Origin of the sequence: Janibacter alkaliphilus, from assembly GCF_013408565.1 — a bacterium.
In the GTDB taxonomy this organism is placed as follows: domain Bacteria; phylum Actinomycetota; class Actinomycetes; order Actinomycetales; family Dermatophilaceae; genus Janibacter; species Janibacter alkaliphilus.
In genome coordinates, this window is the sequence record NZ_JACBZX010000001.1 from 1505027 (window position 1) to 1522528 (window position 17502).

The following is a 17502-nucleotide window of genomic DNA, read 5'->3' on the forward strand; positions in this document are numbered from 1 at the left end:
TTTTGGCTCGGGTAAGGCTCAGGCGTGGACCGGCTCAGGCGTGGACCGGCTCGGGGCGGTGGTCCGGCCGCTGACCGGCGGCCGCCCACCCGGTCAGCTGCTCCAGCTCGTGCCGGCACCGGTCCACCACCTCCTCCAGCCAGCGGCACCGCTCGGGGCCGGCCAGGTGCCGGGTCTCCAGGTGCAGCCCGGTCGCGGAGAGCTTGAGCCACAGGTGCACCTCGTCGCTGGGCGGGACCGGCCCGGCCCAGGTCGATGCCCCGTCCTGCGCCCAGCGCTCGTGGCCGGGCACGGCGGTGAGGTCGACGAGCGAGACGACCACGTGCGGGCGGGGCCAGCGCCCGACCGTGCTGGCCACCAGCGGCACGTCCAGCGCCCCGGCGCGGGCCACCTCGCCCCAGCCGGCCGCCAGCTCCCCGGCCCGGTCCAGCAGCGGGAGGCTCGCGTCGGTCCGCGGGTAGGGGGCGACCCCGGCGTACCAGCCGATCGAGTCGGTCCGCTCGGCCCCGCGACGGTTGTGCGTGGAGACGAGATAGGGGTAGGGGCCGGGCAGCTCGGGTGCCAGGGCGGCCTCGAGCGCGACGAGCAGGACGAAGGGGAGCCGGGCACCGGCCTCCGCGGCCCGGGACCCGATCTCCGCCAGCATGTCGGCGTCGGCGACCAGCCGCGACCCGGTGCGCATGGTGGCGGCCGGCCAGCTGTCGGCGGTCGGGGCGCCCGGTGCCGGACCGCCCGGCCGGGTGAGCGCCGCGCGCCACAGGTCGAGGCTGGGGTCGGCCGGGTGGAGGTCGGCCTGCTCGCCGGCGATCCGGTGGGCGGCGTCGACGTGGCTGGGCGCGGCGGCGGGCGGAGGTGCACCCGCCAGCACCCCGTCGTGCAGGTCCGGGAGCTCGCTGAGGGCGAGGTAGGCGGACAGCCCGTCGAAGGCGATGTGGTCCACCGCCAGCGCCAGCGTGGTGATGTCTCCGGTGCGCACCGTCACCGCGCCGAAGCACGGCCAGCTCGTCGTGTCGGCCCACCGCCGGAACCAGTCGAGGGCGCGGGCGACCACCTCGTCCTCGTCGGCGGCCGGCGTGGTCTCGGGCCGGAAGTCCAGCGTGCCCGGTCCGGCCGTGCGGCGGTGCAGGCGACCGTCGTGCTCGACGAGGCCGCTGCGCAGCGCCTCGTGCCGGTCGACGAAGCGGCGCAGGGTCTCGGCGACCGACGCCTCGTCGGCGTCCCGCAGCCGGATCCCGATGGCGATGAAGGGAGCCGACTCGTCCTCCGGCAGCCGCGCGGTGCGCTCGGCGTGGCGGCGGCGCTGGTCCGGCGTCGGCTCGCGGGGATCCAGCGGCGGGCCGCCGGCCGCGTCCTCGCGGCGGGGGCAGGGCCACCAGGTGGTGACCGGGCCGACCGGCAGGTCGCCCGAGATCATGGGTCCGAAACGCATCGCGGTCCTCCTCCGCTGCAGTCCGCCCCCGTCAGCGCTTGGAACGTAGCAACGACGCGGCCGCCCTTCATGCGCTCCGGGGCAGTGCACCGGGTGAGGATCGTCATGGTCGGTTCGGCGCGACGGACCCGGTCTCGACCTGCTATGCGCAGCACGACGGGGGACCGGTCAGCACCGGTCCCCCGTCGGCTCCCTCCCCCGGGTCCTAGCGGCCGCCCATGGAGGCGCGGACGCCGTCCTCGGTCTCCCGGTAGGCCTCGCCGGCCTCGCCGAGGACGCGAGCGATGGTGTCCAGGCTGTCCTTGACCTGGCGCTGGGTGGCCCGCCACTCGGTGACCAGGTCCTGGAAGGACCCGGAGGCCGAGCCGGTCCACTCGTCCTGCAGAGAGATCAGCCGCGACATCATGGCCGCGACCGTGCTCTCCACCTCCTCGGAGATGCGTGCGGTGTCGGTCGAGCTGCTGGCGAGCCGGTCGGTGCTCACCGCGAAGGTGCTGCCCATGTCTGCTCCTGTCTGCGTCGCGCGGGCCGTGGTGGCCCGGTGACTCAGAAGGTAGGCCGGATCGGCGGAACCGCCGCGAAGTTCTCCACAGGTCCGCCGGGGGCGGCACCGGTCGGTCCGCCGGGGGCCGCGCCGGTCGGTCCGCCGGGGTGCCCCGGGGCCGCGCCGGTCGGGCCACCGGGCCCCTGCTTCGGGCCGCGGTCGCGGTCCAGGAGCGAGGCGAAGCCGACGCCCATGACGAGCAGCAGCAGCCCGCCGACGATGAAGCTGGCCACCCGGGCGATGCCGTCGAGGAAGGCGAGGTCGAAGAGGATCAGCTTGCCGGCGCAGCCGGCGGCCAGCAGCAGCGACGCGGGCACGAGCGGCTCGATGCTGCGTCGGGTGCCGATGACGAGCATCGCGGCCGCCGCGGCCAGCCAGAGCACGGTGGCCGTGGCCTGCCCGGCCACGAAACCGGCCTCAGCGCTGCCGAGACGCTGGCCCAGGAGCGTGGCCGCCAGGATCGCGACCGCGCCGGTGGCGAAGAGGGCCGAGCCGCCGAGCGTCATGAGCAGTGCTCGCTCCAGCCCGTGGCGCCAGCCGCCGAGCGCGGCCACGGCCAGGGCGGCCGTGATGACGAGGACGGTCAGCAGGTCGGCCAGGGTGGTGTCCTCGGCGAGCGAGCGGATCAGCAGCTGCGGCATCACCGGGAGCGCGGCGATGAGCGCGATCGCGGCCGTCCCTGCGGCGGTGGCCAGGACCGCCGGCTGGCGCAGCACGAGGGTGATCAGCACCCAGGCGAGGGCGACCGTGGCGAGCAGGGTCGCGGTGGCCTGGCCGCTGTCGCCGGCGCGCACCGCGGCCAGCACCGAGGCGAGCCCGGCGGTGGCGATGCTCACCTCGGCCAGGCGCAGGTGCAGCGCCTCGACCGAGGGGGCGAGCCATGCCACCAGCCCGTGGGCGGCGACGACGAGCAGCAGCGCGACGGTGCCGATCCACCGGTCGTCCAGGGTGGCCGCCAGCAGCGCGGGCAGGGTCGCGACGAGGGCAAGGGCCCCGAGCTGCGGGGAGAGCCGTCCGTGCCGCAGGCCGAGCAGCGTGGTGCTGAGCACGATCGCCATGAGCAGCAGCGCCAGCACCAGCGGGCGGTGCTCGCCGTCGCCGGAGACCGGCGCCAGGGTGAGCACGACCAGGCTGGTCGGCAGCACCCGGGCGAGCTCGAGCAGGTGCCAGCGGTGACCGATCTGGACCGGCCAGGTGGCGGCGGTGAGCAGCACGAGGAAGCCGCCGACGAGGACCCCGTCCGGCCAGCCGACGGCGGGGGCGAGCGCGGCCGCCCCGAGCACGGTCAGCAGACCGAGCAGCTCGCGCTCCCAGCGCCGGGCGAGCAGCAGCCCGCCGCCGGTGACGAGGGCGGCCAGGACCAGGCCGGCCGCGGCCGGGACCCACTCGTAGATCCGGGTCACGGCGAGGATGTCGAGGTAGGCGGCGGCCAGGCCGGTGCCGACCAGACCCACCGACCCGGTGGTGCTGCGCTGACGCTGGGCGACCAGCAGGCCCGCGCCGACCAGTCCGGCCGCGAGCAGCCCGCCGGCGATCACGCGGGCGGCCGGGCCGAAGAGACCCATCTGGATGGCGATGGCCACGAGGAAGGCGACGCCGATGAGGGTGATCGCGCCGCCGACCGCGGCGAGCACCGTGGCGATGCTCGCCCGGCGCCACCAGGGCACCTGCGGGGCGCCGAGGCCGGGGGGAGGCATGGGCGGGACCGGGCCGTGGGGGCCGGCGGCGAGCGGGGGCGGCGTGATCCGGGTGCCGCCCGGTCGGGCCGCGCCCGGTGCGGGTGCGGCGCCGGGGGCGACAGGGGCAGGACCGGCCATGGCCGGGGCCGGGGCGGCGGGCCTGGCTGCTCCGGCCGTCGGGGCGGCGGCCTGGTCCGGGCGGGGGGCGGCCGGCCACTCCGGGCGTCGCGGTGCTCCGGCGACGGGGGAGGCGGTCGTGGGTGCGGACGCGGCGGCTGCGCTCGTGGGGGGCGACGAGGCGGCGGTGGCCGGTCCGGCGGCGGCCGGCTGCTCGTCCGCGAGCGTGCGGCGCAGCCGGGCGAGGTCGTTGCCGACGGCGTACATCTGGGTCATCGCCGCGGCGAACTCGTCCTCGAGGTGCCGCACGGAGTCGAGAGTGGTGCTCATGCCCCCAGCGTGCTCCCTGTAGCACGCCGGGGGCATGAGTCTGGCTACTCAGCCCGGGCCAGACGCCACACCTGGTGTCCGGGCTCGGAGCAGCACCCCTTGCCAGGAACCGGGGTGGCTCGTGCGACCTGTCCGGGGAGGAGACGGCCGGTGCAACCGAGCCATCGTCCCGGCTCCTGATGGATACTCTGCACCCCCGATCTTGGGCCGCGCTGGCACGGACCTGAGAGTCGCCTGGGACCGGGACCACGCCCTTCGCCGCCGGCCTCTCACCCCCTTCGTCATCACCCCTCCGGCTGCAGACAACCTCTCGCTCACCCGACAAGCCTTCCCCCGCATCGGAGCCCTTATCGGGTAACCCGATAAAGGCTTGGTGACCGGAGAAGGCTTGTCGGGCTTTCGAGAGGTTCTCGTCGTGGAGACGGGGACGGCCCGGACCTCGCGGGGAGGTCCGGGCCGGTCGGCGGTGGGCGAAGGGGGGATCAGCCGTCGGCGGCCACCAGGGTCACCTGGGCGGTCTGCTCCTGGCCGTCGCGGACATAGGTCACCGGCACGCTCGTGCCGACGCCCTCGGCCCGCACCAGACCCACGAGCGACTCGGCGCCACCGACCGCCTTGCCGTCCAGCTCGGTGATGACGTCGCCCTCCTGCAGCCCGGCGTCAGCGGCCGGGCTGCCGTCGACGACCTGCTCGACCCGGGCGCCGGTGCGGCTGCCCGAGCCCACCTCGGCCTCGCCGTCGGCCGGGGTGACCCCGAGGAAGGCGTGCTCGGCGGTGCCGCTCTCCACGAGCTGGTCGGCGACGAGCTTCACCTGGTCGACCGGGATGGCGAAGCCGATCCCGATGCTGCCGGACTGGCTGGAGGCGGAGGAGCCGAGCGAGGCGATCGAGGAGTTGATGCCGATGAGCCGGCCGGCGGCGTCCACCAGCGCCCCGCCGCTGTTGCCGGGGTTGATCGCCGCGGAGGTCTGCACGGCGTTGGTCACGACGGTGGTGCCCTGCCCCTGCAGCTGGCCCTGACCCTCGCTGGAGGCCTGGGTTGCGACCGGGCGGTCCAGCGCGCTGACGATGCCGGTGGTGACCGTGCCGTCCAGGCCGAGCGGGTTGCCGATCGCCATGACCGCGTCACCGACGGTGAGCTGGTCGGAGGAGCCGAGGGTGACCGGCGTCAGCTCGTCCGGCGGGTCGGTCAGGCGCAGCACGGCGATGTCCGTGGAGGTGTCGCTGCCGGTGACCTCGGCCTCGTAGGTGACCCCGTCGGCGAGGGTCACGCTCACCTGCTGCGCGCCGTCGACCACATGCGCGTTGGTGACCACGTGGCCCTCCTCGTCCCAGACGACGCCGGAGCCCTCGCCCTCGCCTCCGTTGCCGCTCACGCCGATCGCCACCACGCTGGGCGAGACGGTCTCGGCGACCGCGTCCCAGTCGGGGGCGGAGTTGGCGGCGTCGGAGACCGGCACGGTCGACGCGCCGGAGCCGTCGCCCGCGGCGGTGGTCGTCGTGGTCGCCCCGGAGTCGTCGTCGAGCAGCGTCGTCGCCGCCACGGTGCCGCCGCTGGCGAGCATCGCGGCGAGCACCGCCACGGCGCCCAGCTCGGCCACCCGCCGTCCGCGACGCTCCCGTCGCGGCGGCGTCGGCGTGGGCACCGCGAAGGCGGGAGCGGGGGCGCCGGCGCCGGGGGCGGGGAAGGTGGGGATCGGCGCGGTCTGGTGCTCGGGCGCCTCGTGGAAGGCGCCCGGCGTGCGCTCGGGACCGGTCCGGCCCGGCTCGAGGGCGTGCGCGCGGGACCCGGGCGAGGGCGGCTCCTCCGGCGGGCGGTGCTGGTCCGACATGGTGGTCTCCTTCGTAGGGGTGACCACAGTCAAGCCGCCGAACTTCAGGGTCGGCTCGGTCCCACCTGGGTGCCGGCTGTGGGCAGCTCCACCCGGAAGGTGGCGCCGCCGCCGTCGGTCTGGCGCACGTCGACCCGGCCGCCGTGCTGGGCGACGACGGCGGCCACGATCGCCAGACCCAGGCCGCTGCCGCCGCGGGCGCGCGAGCGCGCCTTGTCCTCGCGGTAGAAGCGCTCGAAGACCCGGTCGGCGACCTCGGGCTCGATCCCCGGTCCGTGGTCGCGCACCTCGACCACGGCACTCCCGGTCGCTGCCGACGCCCCGTCGGCGGGGTCGGTGCCGACGAGCACCTCCACCGGCACGTCGTCCTCGGTGTGCATCAGGGCATTGCCGATGAGGTTGACCAGGACCTGGCGCAGCCGCGAGTCGTCGCCCGGCACGAGGACCGGGGCGAGCTCGCCGTGCAGCCCGCGCACCGTGACGGAGCGGTGCGGCGCGCGGGCCCGGGCGTCGTGGGCGACCTCGGCGGCCAGCACGACGAGGTCGACCTCGGTCACCTCCAGCGGACGCTCGTCGTCCAGCCGGGCGAGCATCAGCAGGTCCTCGACGAGGCCGGACATCCGGCCCGCCTCGCCCTCGATGCGGCCCATCGCGGTGGCCACGTCCTCGTCGCTGGTCACCGCGCCCTGACGGTAGAGCTCGGCGTAGCCCTGCACCGTGGCCAACGGGGTGCGCAGCTCGTGGCTGGCGTCGGCGACGAACTGGCGCATCCGCACCTCGGACTGCTCCTGCACGGTGAAGGAGTGCTCGATCCGGCCGAGCATGACGTTGAGGCTGTCGCTGAGGCTGGCCACCTCGTCGTGGCTGGTCCTCTCCGGCACCCGTCGGCTGAGGTCGCCGGCGGCGATCGCCGAGGCGACGTCCTCGATCCGGCGCAGCGGGCGGACTGCCCTCCGGGTGGCGAACCAGCCGAGCACCCCGCTGCCGACGAGCGTCATCAGCCCCAGCGAGGTGGCGATCACCGCGAACCGGCTGATCGTCTCGTTGACGCCGCGCATCGGGGTGCCCACGGCGAAGGTCGCCGACCCGTCCTCGTACTGACCGGCGATGAAGCGCCACGTCGTGCCGCTCTCGGTGGACTCGACGGTGAAGGGCTCGCCGGTGCGCACGTGCACCGAGTCCAGCGGGAGGGCCGGCACCTGCGGCTCGGCCTGCTCGCCGGTGGGGTTGATCGAGTAGCCGGGGGAGCCGTCGGTGGGCTGCAGGTCGAAGGCAAAGGTGTTCAGCGCGGTGTCGACGTAGGTCGCCCGCGGGTTGGCCGCCAGCGGCTGGGCGACCGCGCGGAGCTGGTCGTCGGTGGACTGGACCAGCTCGCGCTTGAGCAGGTAGGCGGTGATCCCCGAGGTGACCACGAGCGCGGTCATGAGGATGGTCAGCAGGATCGCCACCAGCCGCCAGGTCAGCGGCACCGACTCCAGCCGGCGGACGACCGCCTTGTGCGCCGGGCTCATCAGGCCTCCGGCGGCATCCGCAGCACGTAGCCGAAGCCGCGCTTGGTGTGGATCAGCGGGACCCGGTCCTCGGTGTCGATCTTGCGCCGGAGGTAGGAGATGTAGGACTCGACGATGCCCATCTCGCCGCGGAAGTCGTAGTCCCACACGTGGTCGAGGATCTGCGACTTCGACAGCACCCGGTTCGGGTTGAGCATGAGGTAGCGCAGCAGCTTGAACTCGGTGGGTGAGACGTCGACGACCCGGCCGTCGCGGCGCACCTCGTGCGCCTCGTCGTCCAGCTCGAGGTCGGCGAAGCGGAGCACCGCCTCGGAGGTGGGCTCGGTCTGGGTGCGGCGCAGGATGACCCGGATGCGGGCGATGACCTCCTCCAGGGAGAAGGGCTTGGTGACGTAGTCGTCGCCGCCGACGGTCAGACCCTTGATCTTGTCCTCGAGGGAGTCCCGGGCGGTGAGGAAGAGGATCGGCTGCTGCCGGTCGGCCGCGCGCATCCGGCGGGCGACGTCGAAGCCGTCGGTGTCGGGGAGCATGACGTCGAGCACGACGAGCTCGGGGTCGCTCTCGTGGACCAGGCGCATGGCGCTCTCACCGTCCGCGGCGACGTCGACCGAGAATCCGGCGAAGCGCAGCGAGGTGGCCAGGAGCTCGCGGATGTTCGGCTCGTCCTCGACGACGAGCAGGTGGGCCTCGACGTCACCTCGTCCGGGCGTGGCTGGGCTCATGGCCGACCAGTGTGCGCGCCGAGGCTGGGAGTCGGCTGTGCGCGCCGGCCGGGCACCCGGAAGCCGGTACTTGACTCGTCAGTAACAAAGATGTTTACTGCTCAGTAACAACCGGTCGGGGAGGACCGGGGGCCGAGATCGGGGGGCCGATGCTCTCCCGTGGGGACAGGGGGGTTCTGTCATGCATGCTGTGACACGTCGGACGATGCTCGGAGGGGCGCTCGGTGGAGCGGCTGTGGTGGGAGTCGGGGCTCCGCTCCCGCACAGCCGCTCTGCCGGCGCCCGGTCTCCCTTCCTCTTCCACTCACCGCCCTCGCCGCCCTTCCGCGACGAGGTGCCGCGGCTGCCGGTGCTCGACGGGACCGACCTCTCGGTGGCCGCCCGCTCCACCCAGCACCGCTTCCACCGGGACTACGACCTCTCGCCGGCGCTCGGCTACGGCGACCGCTCCTACCTCGGGCCGGTCATCGAGGCCCGCTCCGGGGTGCAGACCTCGGTGCGGCTGCGCAACCGGATGGGGGAGCACCCCTTCGCCGCCGACGTCGACCTCAGCCTGCACGGGGTGCCCGAGGACTTCGGCTCACAGCCGCCGACCACGCTGCACCTGCACGGCGGCGTGACCCGGCCCCGCTTCGACGGGCACCCGGAGGACTTCATCGTCCCGGGCGAGGCGCTGCGCAACCGGTACGGCAACGGCCAGGAGGCCGGCAGCCTCTGGTACCACGACCACACGCTCGGCACGACCCGGCTCAACGTCTACGCCGGGCTGGCCGCGCCCTACCTGATCAGGGACGAGTTCGACACCGGCGGCGAGGACAACCCGCTCGGGCTGCCCGCCGGCGAGTTCGAGTGGCCGCTGGTGCTGCAGGAGAAGGTCTTCGCCGACGGCGGTCGGCAGAGCGTGCGCTCGGTGCGGCTGGTGCCGCAGGGCAGCTGGGAGGGTGGCGCGGTCGGCGACCGTGGCCTGATCAACGGGGTCGTCTGGCCGCAGCTGAAGGTGGCCCGCGGGCTGTACCGCTTCCGGATCTGCAACGCGGCCTCGCTCAGCGTGTGGAACCTGCACTTCTCCGACCGGCGACGCTTCTGGGTGATCGGCAACGACCTCGGCCTGCTCGACGCGCCGGCCCCGACCCGTGAGGTGCGGATGGGTCCGGCCGAGCGGATCGACATCCTCGTCGACTTCTCCGACCTGCGCGCCGGCGAGAGCGTCGAGCTGCGCAACGACGAGCCGGTGCCGCTGCCGGCCGCCGCGGTCGGGGCGAAGCCGATGCCGCTCTTCGGCCGGTTCGTGGCGACCAGCGAGCGGGGTCACACCGGTCCGGTGCCGACCCGGCTGCGCGGCGGCTCGGGGCGCCCGGCGGTGCTGTCCCCGGTGGCCCGGCCGGAGCGCTCGCGGGACCTGACGCTCATCCAGGACCTCGACCGGCGCTTCCCGCCGACGATGATGCTGCTGAACAACCTGCACTACGACGACGAGGACATCGAGCGTCCGGTGCAGGGCACGGTCGAGGAGTGGAACCTCATCAACACCACCCCCGACCCGCACACGATCCATCTGCACCTGGTGCACTTCCGGGTCATCGAGCGGCAGCGCTTCAGCGTGTGGCGCTACAAGCTGGCCAACCACCGCCCGCCGGTCGGCACCCGCTGGACCCCGTCGGCGGACCGCTTCGCCTGGGGCTCGCCCAGCGCGCCGAAGCAGTGGGAGAGCGGGCCCAAGGACACCGTGCACGTCGACCCGCACACGATCACCCGGATCCTCGTGCGCTGGCCGGACCGGGCCGAGCTCGGCTTCGACCCGGACCAGACCTTCGTGCCGGCCGGCGCCGAGGCCCGGATGGCGACGACCATGCCGATGTCCACCGCCGAGGACGGCCGGCTGGGCGGCTACATGTGGCACTGCCACATGCTCGACCACGAGGACCACGACATGATGGCCCGCTTCCGGCTGGTCACCGGCTGAGCCCTGGCGGAGGTTGAGTCGCCTAACGATCGGTAGGCAAGGTGTAGCGCGTCCCTCGGCGCTGTCCCTCTTGGCGCAGTCGCCCCTCCCGGACCAGCCTCCGCAGAAGGGAGAGAGCCTCGCCGCGGTCGATGCCGGTGAGCTCGCGAACGCGCTGGTTCGTCAGAGGCTCATCCCTGGCTGCATCAAGGACGATCTGCTGGGTGCTGCGTTCAGGGCCGAGGATTCCTAGGGTGTAGTAGGCGCCCCCACGCGCACCGTGCTGCTCCAGCAGCCCAAGGTCACGCAGGCGCCGGAGGCGCGCTCGTGCCTCTGTGCTGTCGATGTCGAGTATGGCTCGTGCCACCCCGTTGTTGATGTGGTCGTTGCGCAGTGTCTCGACGAGGAGCGAACGGTCTTGGCGGTCAAGGTCGCCTCGGTGCTCGTGCTCTGCGAGCCATGCGCGCTCCGTCGCAGAGACCTGACCGCTCAGACGCAGGGTCACGATGAAGGAGTCACGTGTCTCGCGAAACACGGGCTCGTCGAGCAGCTCGAGTCGCATGTCGTCTTGCATGACGTCGATGCCTTGCCCGCTGTCCTCAGCCAGGCCGAATCGACGGAGTACGTCGATGACGGCGTGATTGCGTGCGGACTGGGCCTCGCGGAGAGACTCAACCGTCACGGGGTCTGGCAGGGAGCCAGGGCTGGCCACGCTGACGAAGGAGGGGCGTACCTCGATGACGATCGGCATCGCGTCGATCGAGTAGTCCCGGTGTGCGGCCGCGTTGGCTACTGTCTCGCGCACGACTCGGCTTGGTATCCGGCTCAGGTCATGGCGGCGTGATCCGGTGACGACGAGCTCGGTACCGATCTCTCTCAGCACGTACTCGGTGGCAGTCTCGACCTGGTGCTGCAACGTTCCAGTCACGACCTCCCGTCGCACGTAGGAGGTGCCCTGGTCCCGGGTATAGCTCCGGATGTCGATGTGGAACTTGGACGCGTCGAGGCTGAGATCAGGTGAGGTGAGGACAAGGGCTCCGGCAACTGTGAGGCTATGTCCGTCCGACGTCAGCAGCCCTCGTGTCTTCGCATGGGGTTCCCAAGCGGTCGATGGCCACCCATAGCTGTCGACCACCGATCTGAGCACTCCGCTGTCGATCGACGACAGTGGGACGGGGAGTGGTGTGCGCTCGTACGGAGTTTGGGTCCGGATCGACATGAGCTCGAACAGTTCACGACCGAACAAGGCGACGTTGCGTGCGCCCCTCCGTACCAGCACTCGCCCATCGCTGGTCTGGCTCACAGTGTCGATCCGCTGAGCCACGTCGATCGCGACGACCGTGCGATCGCCGACCTTGACTTCTCGCACGGTGTACGGACCGAGGTCGCGCGCGTCCTGAGCCGCTTGATGGATCGCGTCGTCTGTCCCCTGGTCGAGCCGCTTGCCGATGACAGTTCGCTCGTCGGTCACCCCGATGAAGACGGTCCCGCCATCGGTGTTACTCATGGCGACGAAGGCTTCCTGAAGCTTCTTGCCACTCGCGCCGCTCTTGAGCTCGATCTTGTTCGTCTCGCGTTCGACGAGCGTGGCGAACTCGTCATCGGTGTACACCTCGGCCGTGCCACCACTTTGACCCTCTTATAAAGAGACTTCAAGTTCGACTCGCTATCGAACATCCGATCTCTCCATAACGTGCTCATACGCGCTGCACGCTCGTGGTCGGCGTCGTTGTCTCTCACACGGCCATCTCGCGAGTGGCGTGGGTTGCTAGTCCTCAGGGGACAGACCTAGGCCCGCAGCCGCTGGTGCCATGGGCCACCGCGGAAGGCGCCAGGGTCTTGGTCAGGCCTGCTCGCGGGTGATGTCGTCGGCGTCGACGATCCGGTAGCCGTAGCCCTGCTCGGCGAGGAAGCGCTGCCGGTGGGCGGCCATCTCGGCATCCACGGTGTCGCGGGCGACGACGGTGTAGAAGTGGGCGGTCCGCCCGTCCTCCTTCGGCCGCAGCACCCGACCGAGGCGCTGGGCCTCCTCCTGGCGGGAGCCGAAGGTGCCGGAGACCTGGATGGCGACCGTCGCCTCGGGCAGGTCCACCGAGAAGTTGGCGACCTTGGAGACGACGAGCAGCCGCGAGCGGCCCTCGCGGAAGTCGGCGAAGAGCTGCTGGCGCTCCTTGACCGGGGTCTCCCCGGTGATCAGCGGGGCGTTCAGCCGCTCGGCCAGCTCGTGCAGCTGGTCGAGGTACTGGCCGATGACCAGGGTGGGCTCGCCCTGCCCGTCGCTGCCGGCGTCGGCGTGCCGACGCACCAGCGTCTCGACCACCGGCAGCTTGACCGGCGAGGTCGAGGCGAGCCGGTAGCGGTCCTCGGCGTCGGCGGTGGCGTAGGCCATCCGCTCGCTCTCGCTCGGGGTCACCCGCACCTCGACGCAGTCGGCCGGGGCGATGTAGCCCTGGGCCTCGATGTCCTTCCACGGGGCGTCGAAGCGCTTGGGCCCGATGAGGCTGAAGACGTCGGCCTCGCGCCCGTCCTCGCGGACCAGGGTGGCGGTCAGCCCGAGCCGGCGGCGGGCCTGCAGGTCGGCGGTCATCCGGAAGATCGGCGCCGGCAGCAGGTGCACCTCGTCGTAGACGATGAGGCCCCAGTCGCGGGCGTCGAGCAGGTCGATGTGCGGGTAGACGCCCTTCCGCTTCATCGTCAGCACCTGGTAGGTGGCGATGGTGACCGGCCGGATCTCCTTGCGGGCGCCGGAGTACTCGCCGATCTCGTCCTCGGTGAGGGTGGTCCGGCGCAGCAGCTCCTCGCGCCACTGCCGGGCCGAGACGGTGTTGGTGACGAGGATGAGGGTGGTCGACCGGGCGGCGGCCATCGCCCCGGCACCGACCAGGGTCTTGCCGGCGCCGCAGGGCAGCACGACCACCCCGGAGCCGCCGTCCCAGAAGCCGTCGACCGCCTGCTGCTGGTACGGCCGCAGCGACCAGTCGCCGGTGTCCAGGTCGATCGGGTGCGCCTCGCCGTCGACGTAGCCGGCCTCGTCCTCGGCCGGCCAGCCGACCTTGAGCAGCTCCTGCTTGAGGTGGCCACGCTCGGAGGGGTGCACCAGCAGCCGGTCCTCGCTCAGCCGGTCGCCCAGCAGCGGGGCGATCTTCTTGTGCCGCATCACCTCGGCGAGCACCGCCTGGTCGGTGGTGGTCAGCACCAGCCGGTCCTGCTCGTCCTTGCTCAGGGTCAGCCGCCCGTAGCGATCCATCGTCTCGGCGACGTCGACCAGCAGCGACTGCGGGACGGGGTAGCGGCTGTGGCTGAGCAGGGCGTCGACGACCTGCTCGGCGTCGTGGCCCGCGGCGCGCGCGTTCCACAGGCCCAGCGGGGTGACCCGGTAGGTGTGGATGTGCTCCGGGGCGCGCTCCAGCTCGGCGAAGGGGGCGATCGCCCGGCGAGCCTCGGCGGCGCGGGCGTGGTCGACCTCCAGCAGGAGGGTGCGGTCGGACTGGACGATGAGGGCACCGTCGGTGGTCATGTGAGGCGTCTCGGCTCCGTGATGTCGTGCGGTCTGTCGGTGGTGCGGTCAGTAGGTGCTCGGCGGCTGGCTGCCCAACCACCAGAAGAAGGCCACGACGGCGACGATCAGGACGAAGGTGAGCCCGACCAGGGTGACCCAGCCGACCCGGGCGAGCCGGTCGGCCTCCTCGGGGTCGGTGGAGTTCTTGCTCAGCGCCACCGCGCCGAGGACCAGCGGGATGAGGCTGGCCGGCGCGCAGTAGCAGGTGATCGTCATGATCCCGGAGATGATCGTCAGCACCAGGGCCGAGGCGCTCATCGGCCGCGGCGGCGGGTAGCCGTAGGGGGGGTAGGGATAGGGGTAGGCCGGGTACCCGGGGGCTGCCGCATAGGGGTAGCCCGGTGCCGGGTAGCCACCGGGGTACCCCTGGGCGGGCTGCCCGGCGGCCGGGATGGGCGTGGTCGGCGGCGTGCCGATCGGCTGGCCGTAGGCATCGACGTCGCCCTCCGACGGGCGCGACCCGCCGCGGCGCGCGTCCCGGTACGGGTCGGCGTCGTAGGGGTCGTGCGGGTACGGATCCTGCTGGCTCATCGCCGGGCGACCTCCTGCGCGCGTCCCTCCGGGCGGTGCACCCGGCTGCGGGTCAACACTAGGCGAGGGACCGGCATTCCGTGCCAGGCCGTGGTGGGACGATGGGGCGATGTCACGAGCATTGCCGCAGCGTGCACCGGCCGTCGGGCTGCCGGAGTCGGTGACGATCTACGAGGTCGGGCCCCGGGACGGCCTGCAGAACGAGCAGGCGGTCGTGCCCGCCGAGGTCAAGGCCCAGTTCGTCCGCCGGCTCCTCGACGCCGGCCTGACGACGGTGGAGACGACCTCCTTCGTCTCGCCCCGGTGGGTGCCGCAGCTCGCCGATGCCGCCGAGGTGCTCGCCGACCTCGGTGAGCTGGGACGCGGCCGCGACCGTCCGGTGCTCGTGCCGAACGAGCGCGGGCTGGACCGGGCGCTGGAGAGCGGCGTGCAGGCGGTGGCGATCTTCGGCAGCGCCACCGAGACCTTCGCGCAGCGCAACCTGGGCCGCGGCCTCGCCGAGTCGGTCGAGATGTTCGCGCCGGTGGTGCGGCGCAGCCAGGAGGCCGGGCTGTGGGTGCGCGCCTACGTCTCGATGTGCTTCGGCGACCCCTGGGAGGGGCCGGTGCCGGTCGAGCAGGTCGCCGACGCGTGCGTCTCGCTGATGGACCTCGGCTGCGACCAGCTGAGCCTCGGCGACACCATCGGGACCGGCACCCCGGGCCACGTCGAGGCGCTGCTGGAGGCGCTGGAGCGCCGGGGCATCGGCGTCGACCGGACCGGGGTGCACTTCCACGACACCTATGGCCAGGCGCTGGCCAACACCCTCACGGCGCTGCGTGCCGGGGTGCGGGTGGTGGACGCCTCCACCGGGGGGCTCGGCGGCTGCCCCTACGCCAAGAGCGCCACCGGCAACCTGGCCACCGAGGACCTTGTGTGGATGCTCGACGGCGCCGGGGTGCGTACCGGGGTCGACCTGGACGCGCTGGTGGCCACCTCGCGGTGGATGGCCCAGCAGCTGGGCCGCCCGTCACCCTCGCGGGTCGTCAAGGCTCTCGGGGGAGACGTCGCCGACGCCGGTGATCCGGTGCAGTGACAGGGTGCGGGGACTCCCGTCCACCTCGCCGTGCACCCGGCCGCCCTCGACCTGTCGCGGGTGGAAGAGCAGCCGGGAGGTGCTGCCGACCGCGTCGGTGACGCCCACCCAGACCGGCAGCCGGTCGGCGGCGGCCTCGCGCAGCAGCGCGGCCGAGCTCACCGGGTCCAGCGCCGGGACGCTGCGGCCGGTGCCGGTCTCCCGCCGCGGCCGGTCCTCGGCCGCCCGAAGGGCGGTGACGACCTCACCCGGGGCGTCCGGCTCGACGTCGGTCACCCCCCGTCGTCGCGGCGGCGGGACCCTGCGTCGGGAGGGTCCGCTGGAGACGACGCCCCCGCCGCTCTCCAGCACCGGGCTGGCGCCGACCTCGCGCACCGACTCCAGCAGCACCGCCGCGCTCGCCGGAGAGACCAGCACGGTGGGCGCGATCTGCCGCAGCTGCAGGTGGCCCAGCTCGCGGTGCCGGGCCAGCGACTCCAGGTGGGCCGGGTCGTCGCTGCGCAGATAGCTGGCCACCGCGCCGACCCGCAGGGTGCCGTGCCGGCGGGCGACGTCACGCACGAGGTACTGCAACGGCTGGGGCACGCCGGTGGCGCTGGCCCGGCCGATCGCCTCGAGCAGGTCCTCGGCGACCCAGCCGCCGTCCAGCGCCCCCCGGATGCTGTCCTCGGTGAAGCGGAAGACCGCCGCGCCGCCGCGTGACTCCAGCGTCGCGCTGCGCCGCAGCAGGTCGGCCAGAGCCGGCGCGGGCACGCCCGGCACGACCGCGGTGAGGTCGGCCTGCAGCAGCGCCTCGGTGACCGGGGCGGGCAGCAGCTCGGCGACCGCCTCGCGGGCCCGGCCGCCCGGGTCCTGCGGGTCGGCGGCCAGCAGCCGGCCGGCGGTAGTGACCGCGTCCAGGGCCAGCAGGCCGAGGGCGGTGTGCTCGACGAGCAGCGCCCGGACGACCTCGTCGGCCTCCCGAGGCAGCCGCCGCGGGCGGCTGCGCCGCAGCGCGTCGGTGACCTGGGCGGCGTCGGCCCGCCCGGCCGGCAGCTCGACGGCCAGCCGCAGCACCTCCAGGCGCAGCGCCCGCACCGGCGGCCAGGACAGCCCGTCGGACAGCGCGTTGCCGCGGCTCTCCTCCCCGCCGGGGACCAGCGGTGCCCGGAGCGAGACCAGCCAGGGCAGCGCGAGGTCGTGCCAGCGGGCCGCGTCCTCCCGCTCGTGCCACTCGTCGGCCAGGGTGGTCAGCCGCCAGGCCGGCTCGGTGGCGTGGTCGTCGGCCAGCAGCCCGGCCTCGCCGGCCAGCTCGAGCAGCAGCAGGGTGCGCTCCTGGTCCAGCCCGGTGCGGGAGGACAGCTCGCGCAGGTCGCGCACCGCCAGGCCGCCGCTGCGCAGCACCCGCGGGCGCAGCCGGTCCACCTGCCGCAGCAGCTCGTCGACGTCCGCGACGAGCTCCGAGACCGCGCCGGCGGCGACCCGGTCGGCGTGCTCGGCCCCCTTCGACGGCTCCGGGGCGGGCGGGTCGGCCAGGCCGGCGCGGATCCGCAGCGCCACCTCGCGCGGCAGCGTGACCGTGCCCGAGGTGTCGAGGAGCAGGCCGCGCGCCACCAGGTCGGCCACCGCCCGGCCGGCTCTCGTGGCGGGGTCAGGGGTGCGGGCCGAGGGGCCCTGCCAGGCCAGGCGCCGCAGCACCGTCAGCTCCTCGGTGCTCAGCTCGTCGAGCTGCCCGAGCAGGGCGGCGGTGGCTGGCTCCAGCGCCCGCTGGTGCGCCTGCAGGCTCGGGCCCAGGCTGGCGACGTCCGGGGTGAGCACCTCGGACGCGGTGCGTGCGGGCACCAGGCCGGTGGCGCTGCGCCACAGCAGCGCCTGGTCGTGCAGGTCGCCGATGAGCGTCGCCACCAGCTCGGGGTCCAGGCCGGTCAGCGCGCTCACCCCGGGGACGGCGACCCCGTCGTCCGGCGGGCCTGCCGCGGGGCCGGCGTCGCCGTCCAGGGCGACGCACGACTGCAGGACGACCAGGTGCCGCAGGTCGAGGTGGTCGACGGCCCGCGTGGTGCTGGCCTGGGTGGCGGCCCGCGCCGCCAGCGCCGTCAGGTCGGTGGGCCGCGGTCGGGCCAGGTCGGGGCGGGCCAGCAGCAGCCGCACCAGCTCCTCGTCGGTGCGGCTGCGGATGTCCTCGGCGAGGGAGCGCACCGACCCACGGTAGTCCACGCCGGAGGGTCCCTCGGAGCGCCCGGCCACGGCAC

General features: G+C 73.6%; 12 protein-coding genes. 2 read left to right on the top strand and 10 right to left on the bottom strand.

The annotated features are described in order from the left end of the window. Nucleotides 1-34 precede the first annotated feature (34 nt). From BJY28_RS07345 to BJY28_RS07370, 6 genes are all read right to left on the bottom strand, one after another. Nucleotides 35-1429: a condensation domain-containing protein gene (locus BJY28_RS07345; protein ID WP_179462433.1), complete on the bottom strand. Its 1395-nt coding sequence runs from the start codon at nt 1427-1429 to the stop codon at nt 35-37. Between the two features lie 205 nt (nt 1430-1634). Beyond that, on the bottom strand, nt 1635-1931 hold the full coding sequence (locus BJY28_RS07350; protein WP_179462434.1) for a WXG100 family type VII secretion target: 297 nt from the start codon (nt 1929-1931) through the stop codon (nt 1635-1637). 44 nt (nt 1932-1975) lie between these two features. After that, nucleotides 1976-4099, bottom strand: coding sequence for a DUF2339 domain-containing protein (locus BJY28_RS07355; protein ID WP_179462435.1), 2124 nt, complete (start codon nt 4097-4099; stop codon nt 1976-1978). A gap of 482 nt (nt 4100-4581) precedes the next feature. Continuing rightward, complete coding sequence (locus BJY28_RS07360) at nt 4582-5931, bottom strand: S1C family serine protease (RefSeq protein ID WP_246313365.1); 1350 nt, start codon at nt 5929-5931, stop codon at nt 4582-4584. A 44-nt stretch (nt 5932-5975) separates the two neighbouring features. Then, on the bottom strand, nt 5976-7442 hold the full coding sequence (locus BJY28_RS07365) for a sensor histidine kinase (RefSeq protein WP_179462436.1): 1467 nt from the start codon (nt 7440-7442) through the stop codon (nt 5976-5978). Beyond that, entirely contained in the window at nt 7442-8164 is a 723-nt protein-coding gene (locus tag BJY28_RS07370) for a response regulator transcription factor (RefSeq protein WP_179462437.1), read from the bottom strand. The genes BJY28_RS07365 and BJY28_RS07370 overlap by 1 nt, the downstream gene beginning before the upstream one ends. A 238-nt stretch (nt 8165-8402) precedes the next feature. Here BJY28_RS07370 and BJY28_RS07375 point away from each other — a divergent pair, with 238 nt between their 5' ends. Beyond that, a complete protein-coding gene (locus BJY28_RS07375; protein ID WP_218875243.1) occupies nt 8403-10127 on the top strand; it encodes a multicopper oxidase domain-containing protein in 1725 nt (574 codons plus the stop codon). A 22-nt stretch (nt 10128-10149) separates the two neighbouring features. Here BJY28_RS07375 and BJY28_RS16830 read toward each other — a convergent pair whose 3' ends face one another. The 3 genes from BJY28_RS16830 to BJY28_RS07390 form a co-directional block, all read right to left on the bottom strand. Then, the gene (locus tag BJY28_RS16830; protein ID WP_179462439.1) at nt 10150-11718 is read right to left on the bottom strand and encodes an ATP-binding protein; all 1569 of its coding nucleotides are present in this window, start codon (nt 11716-11718) and stop codon (nt 10150-10152) included. 231 nt (nt 11719-11949) lie between these two features. After that, nucleotides 11950-13623, bottom strand: coding sequence for a DNA repair helicase XPB (locus BJY28_RS07385; protein WP_179462440.1), 1674 nt, complete (start codon nt 13621-13623; stop codon nt 11950-11952). A gap of 48 nt (nt 13624-13671) precedes the next feature. After that, on the bottom strand, nt 13672-14196 hold the full coding sequence (locus tag BJY28_RS07390; RefSeq protein ID WP_179462441.1) for a hypothetical protein: 525 nt from the start codon (nt 14194-14196) through the stop codon (nt 13672-13674). Between the two features lie 109 nt (nt 14197-14305). Here BJY28_RS07390 and BJY28_RS07395 point away from each other — a divergent pair, with 109 nt between their 5' ends. Next, a complete protein-coding gene (locus BJY28_RS07395) occupies nt 14306-15271 on the top strand; it encodes a hydroxymethylglutaryl-CoA lyase (protein ID WP_179462442.1) in 966 nt (321 codons plus the stop codon). Here BJY28_RS07395 and BJY28_RS16835 read toward each other — a convergent pair. After that, entirely contained in the window at nt 15206-17449 is a 2244-nt protein-coding gene (locus tag BJY28_RS16835) for a helicase-associated domain-containing protein (protein ID WP_179462443.1), read from the bottom strand. The genes BJY28_RS07395 and BJY28_RS16835 overlap by 66 nt on opposite strands. Nucleotides 17450-17502 lie beyond the last annotated feature (53 nt).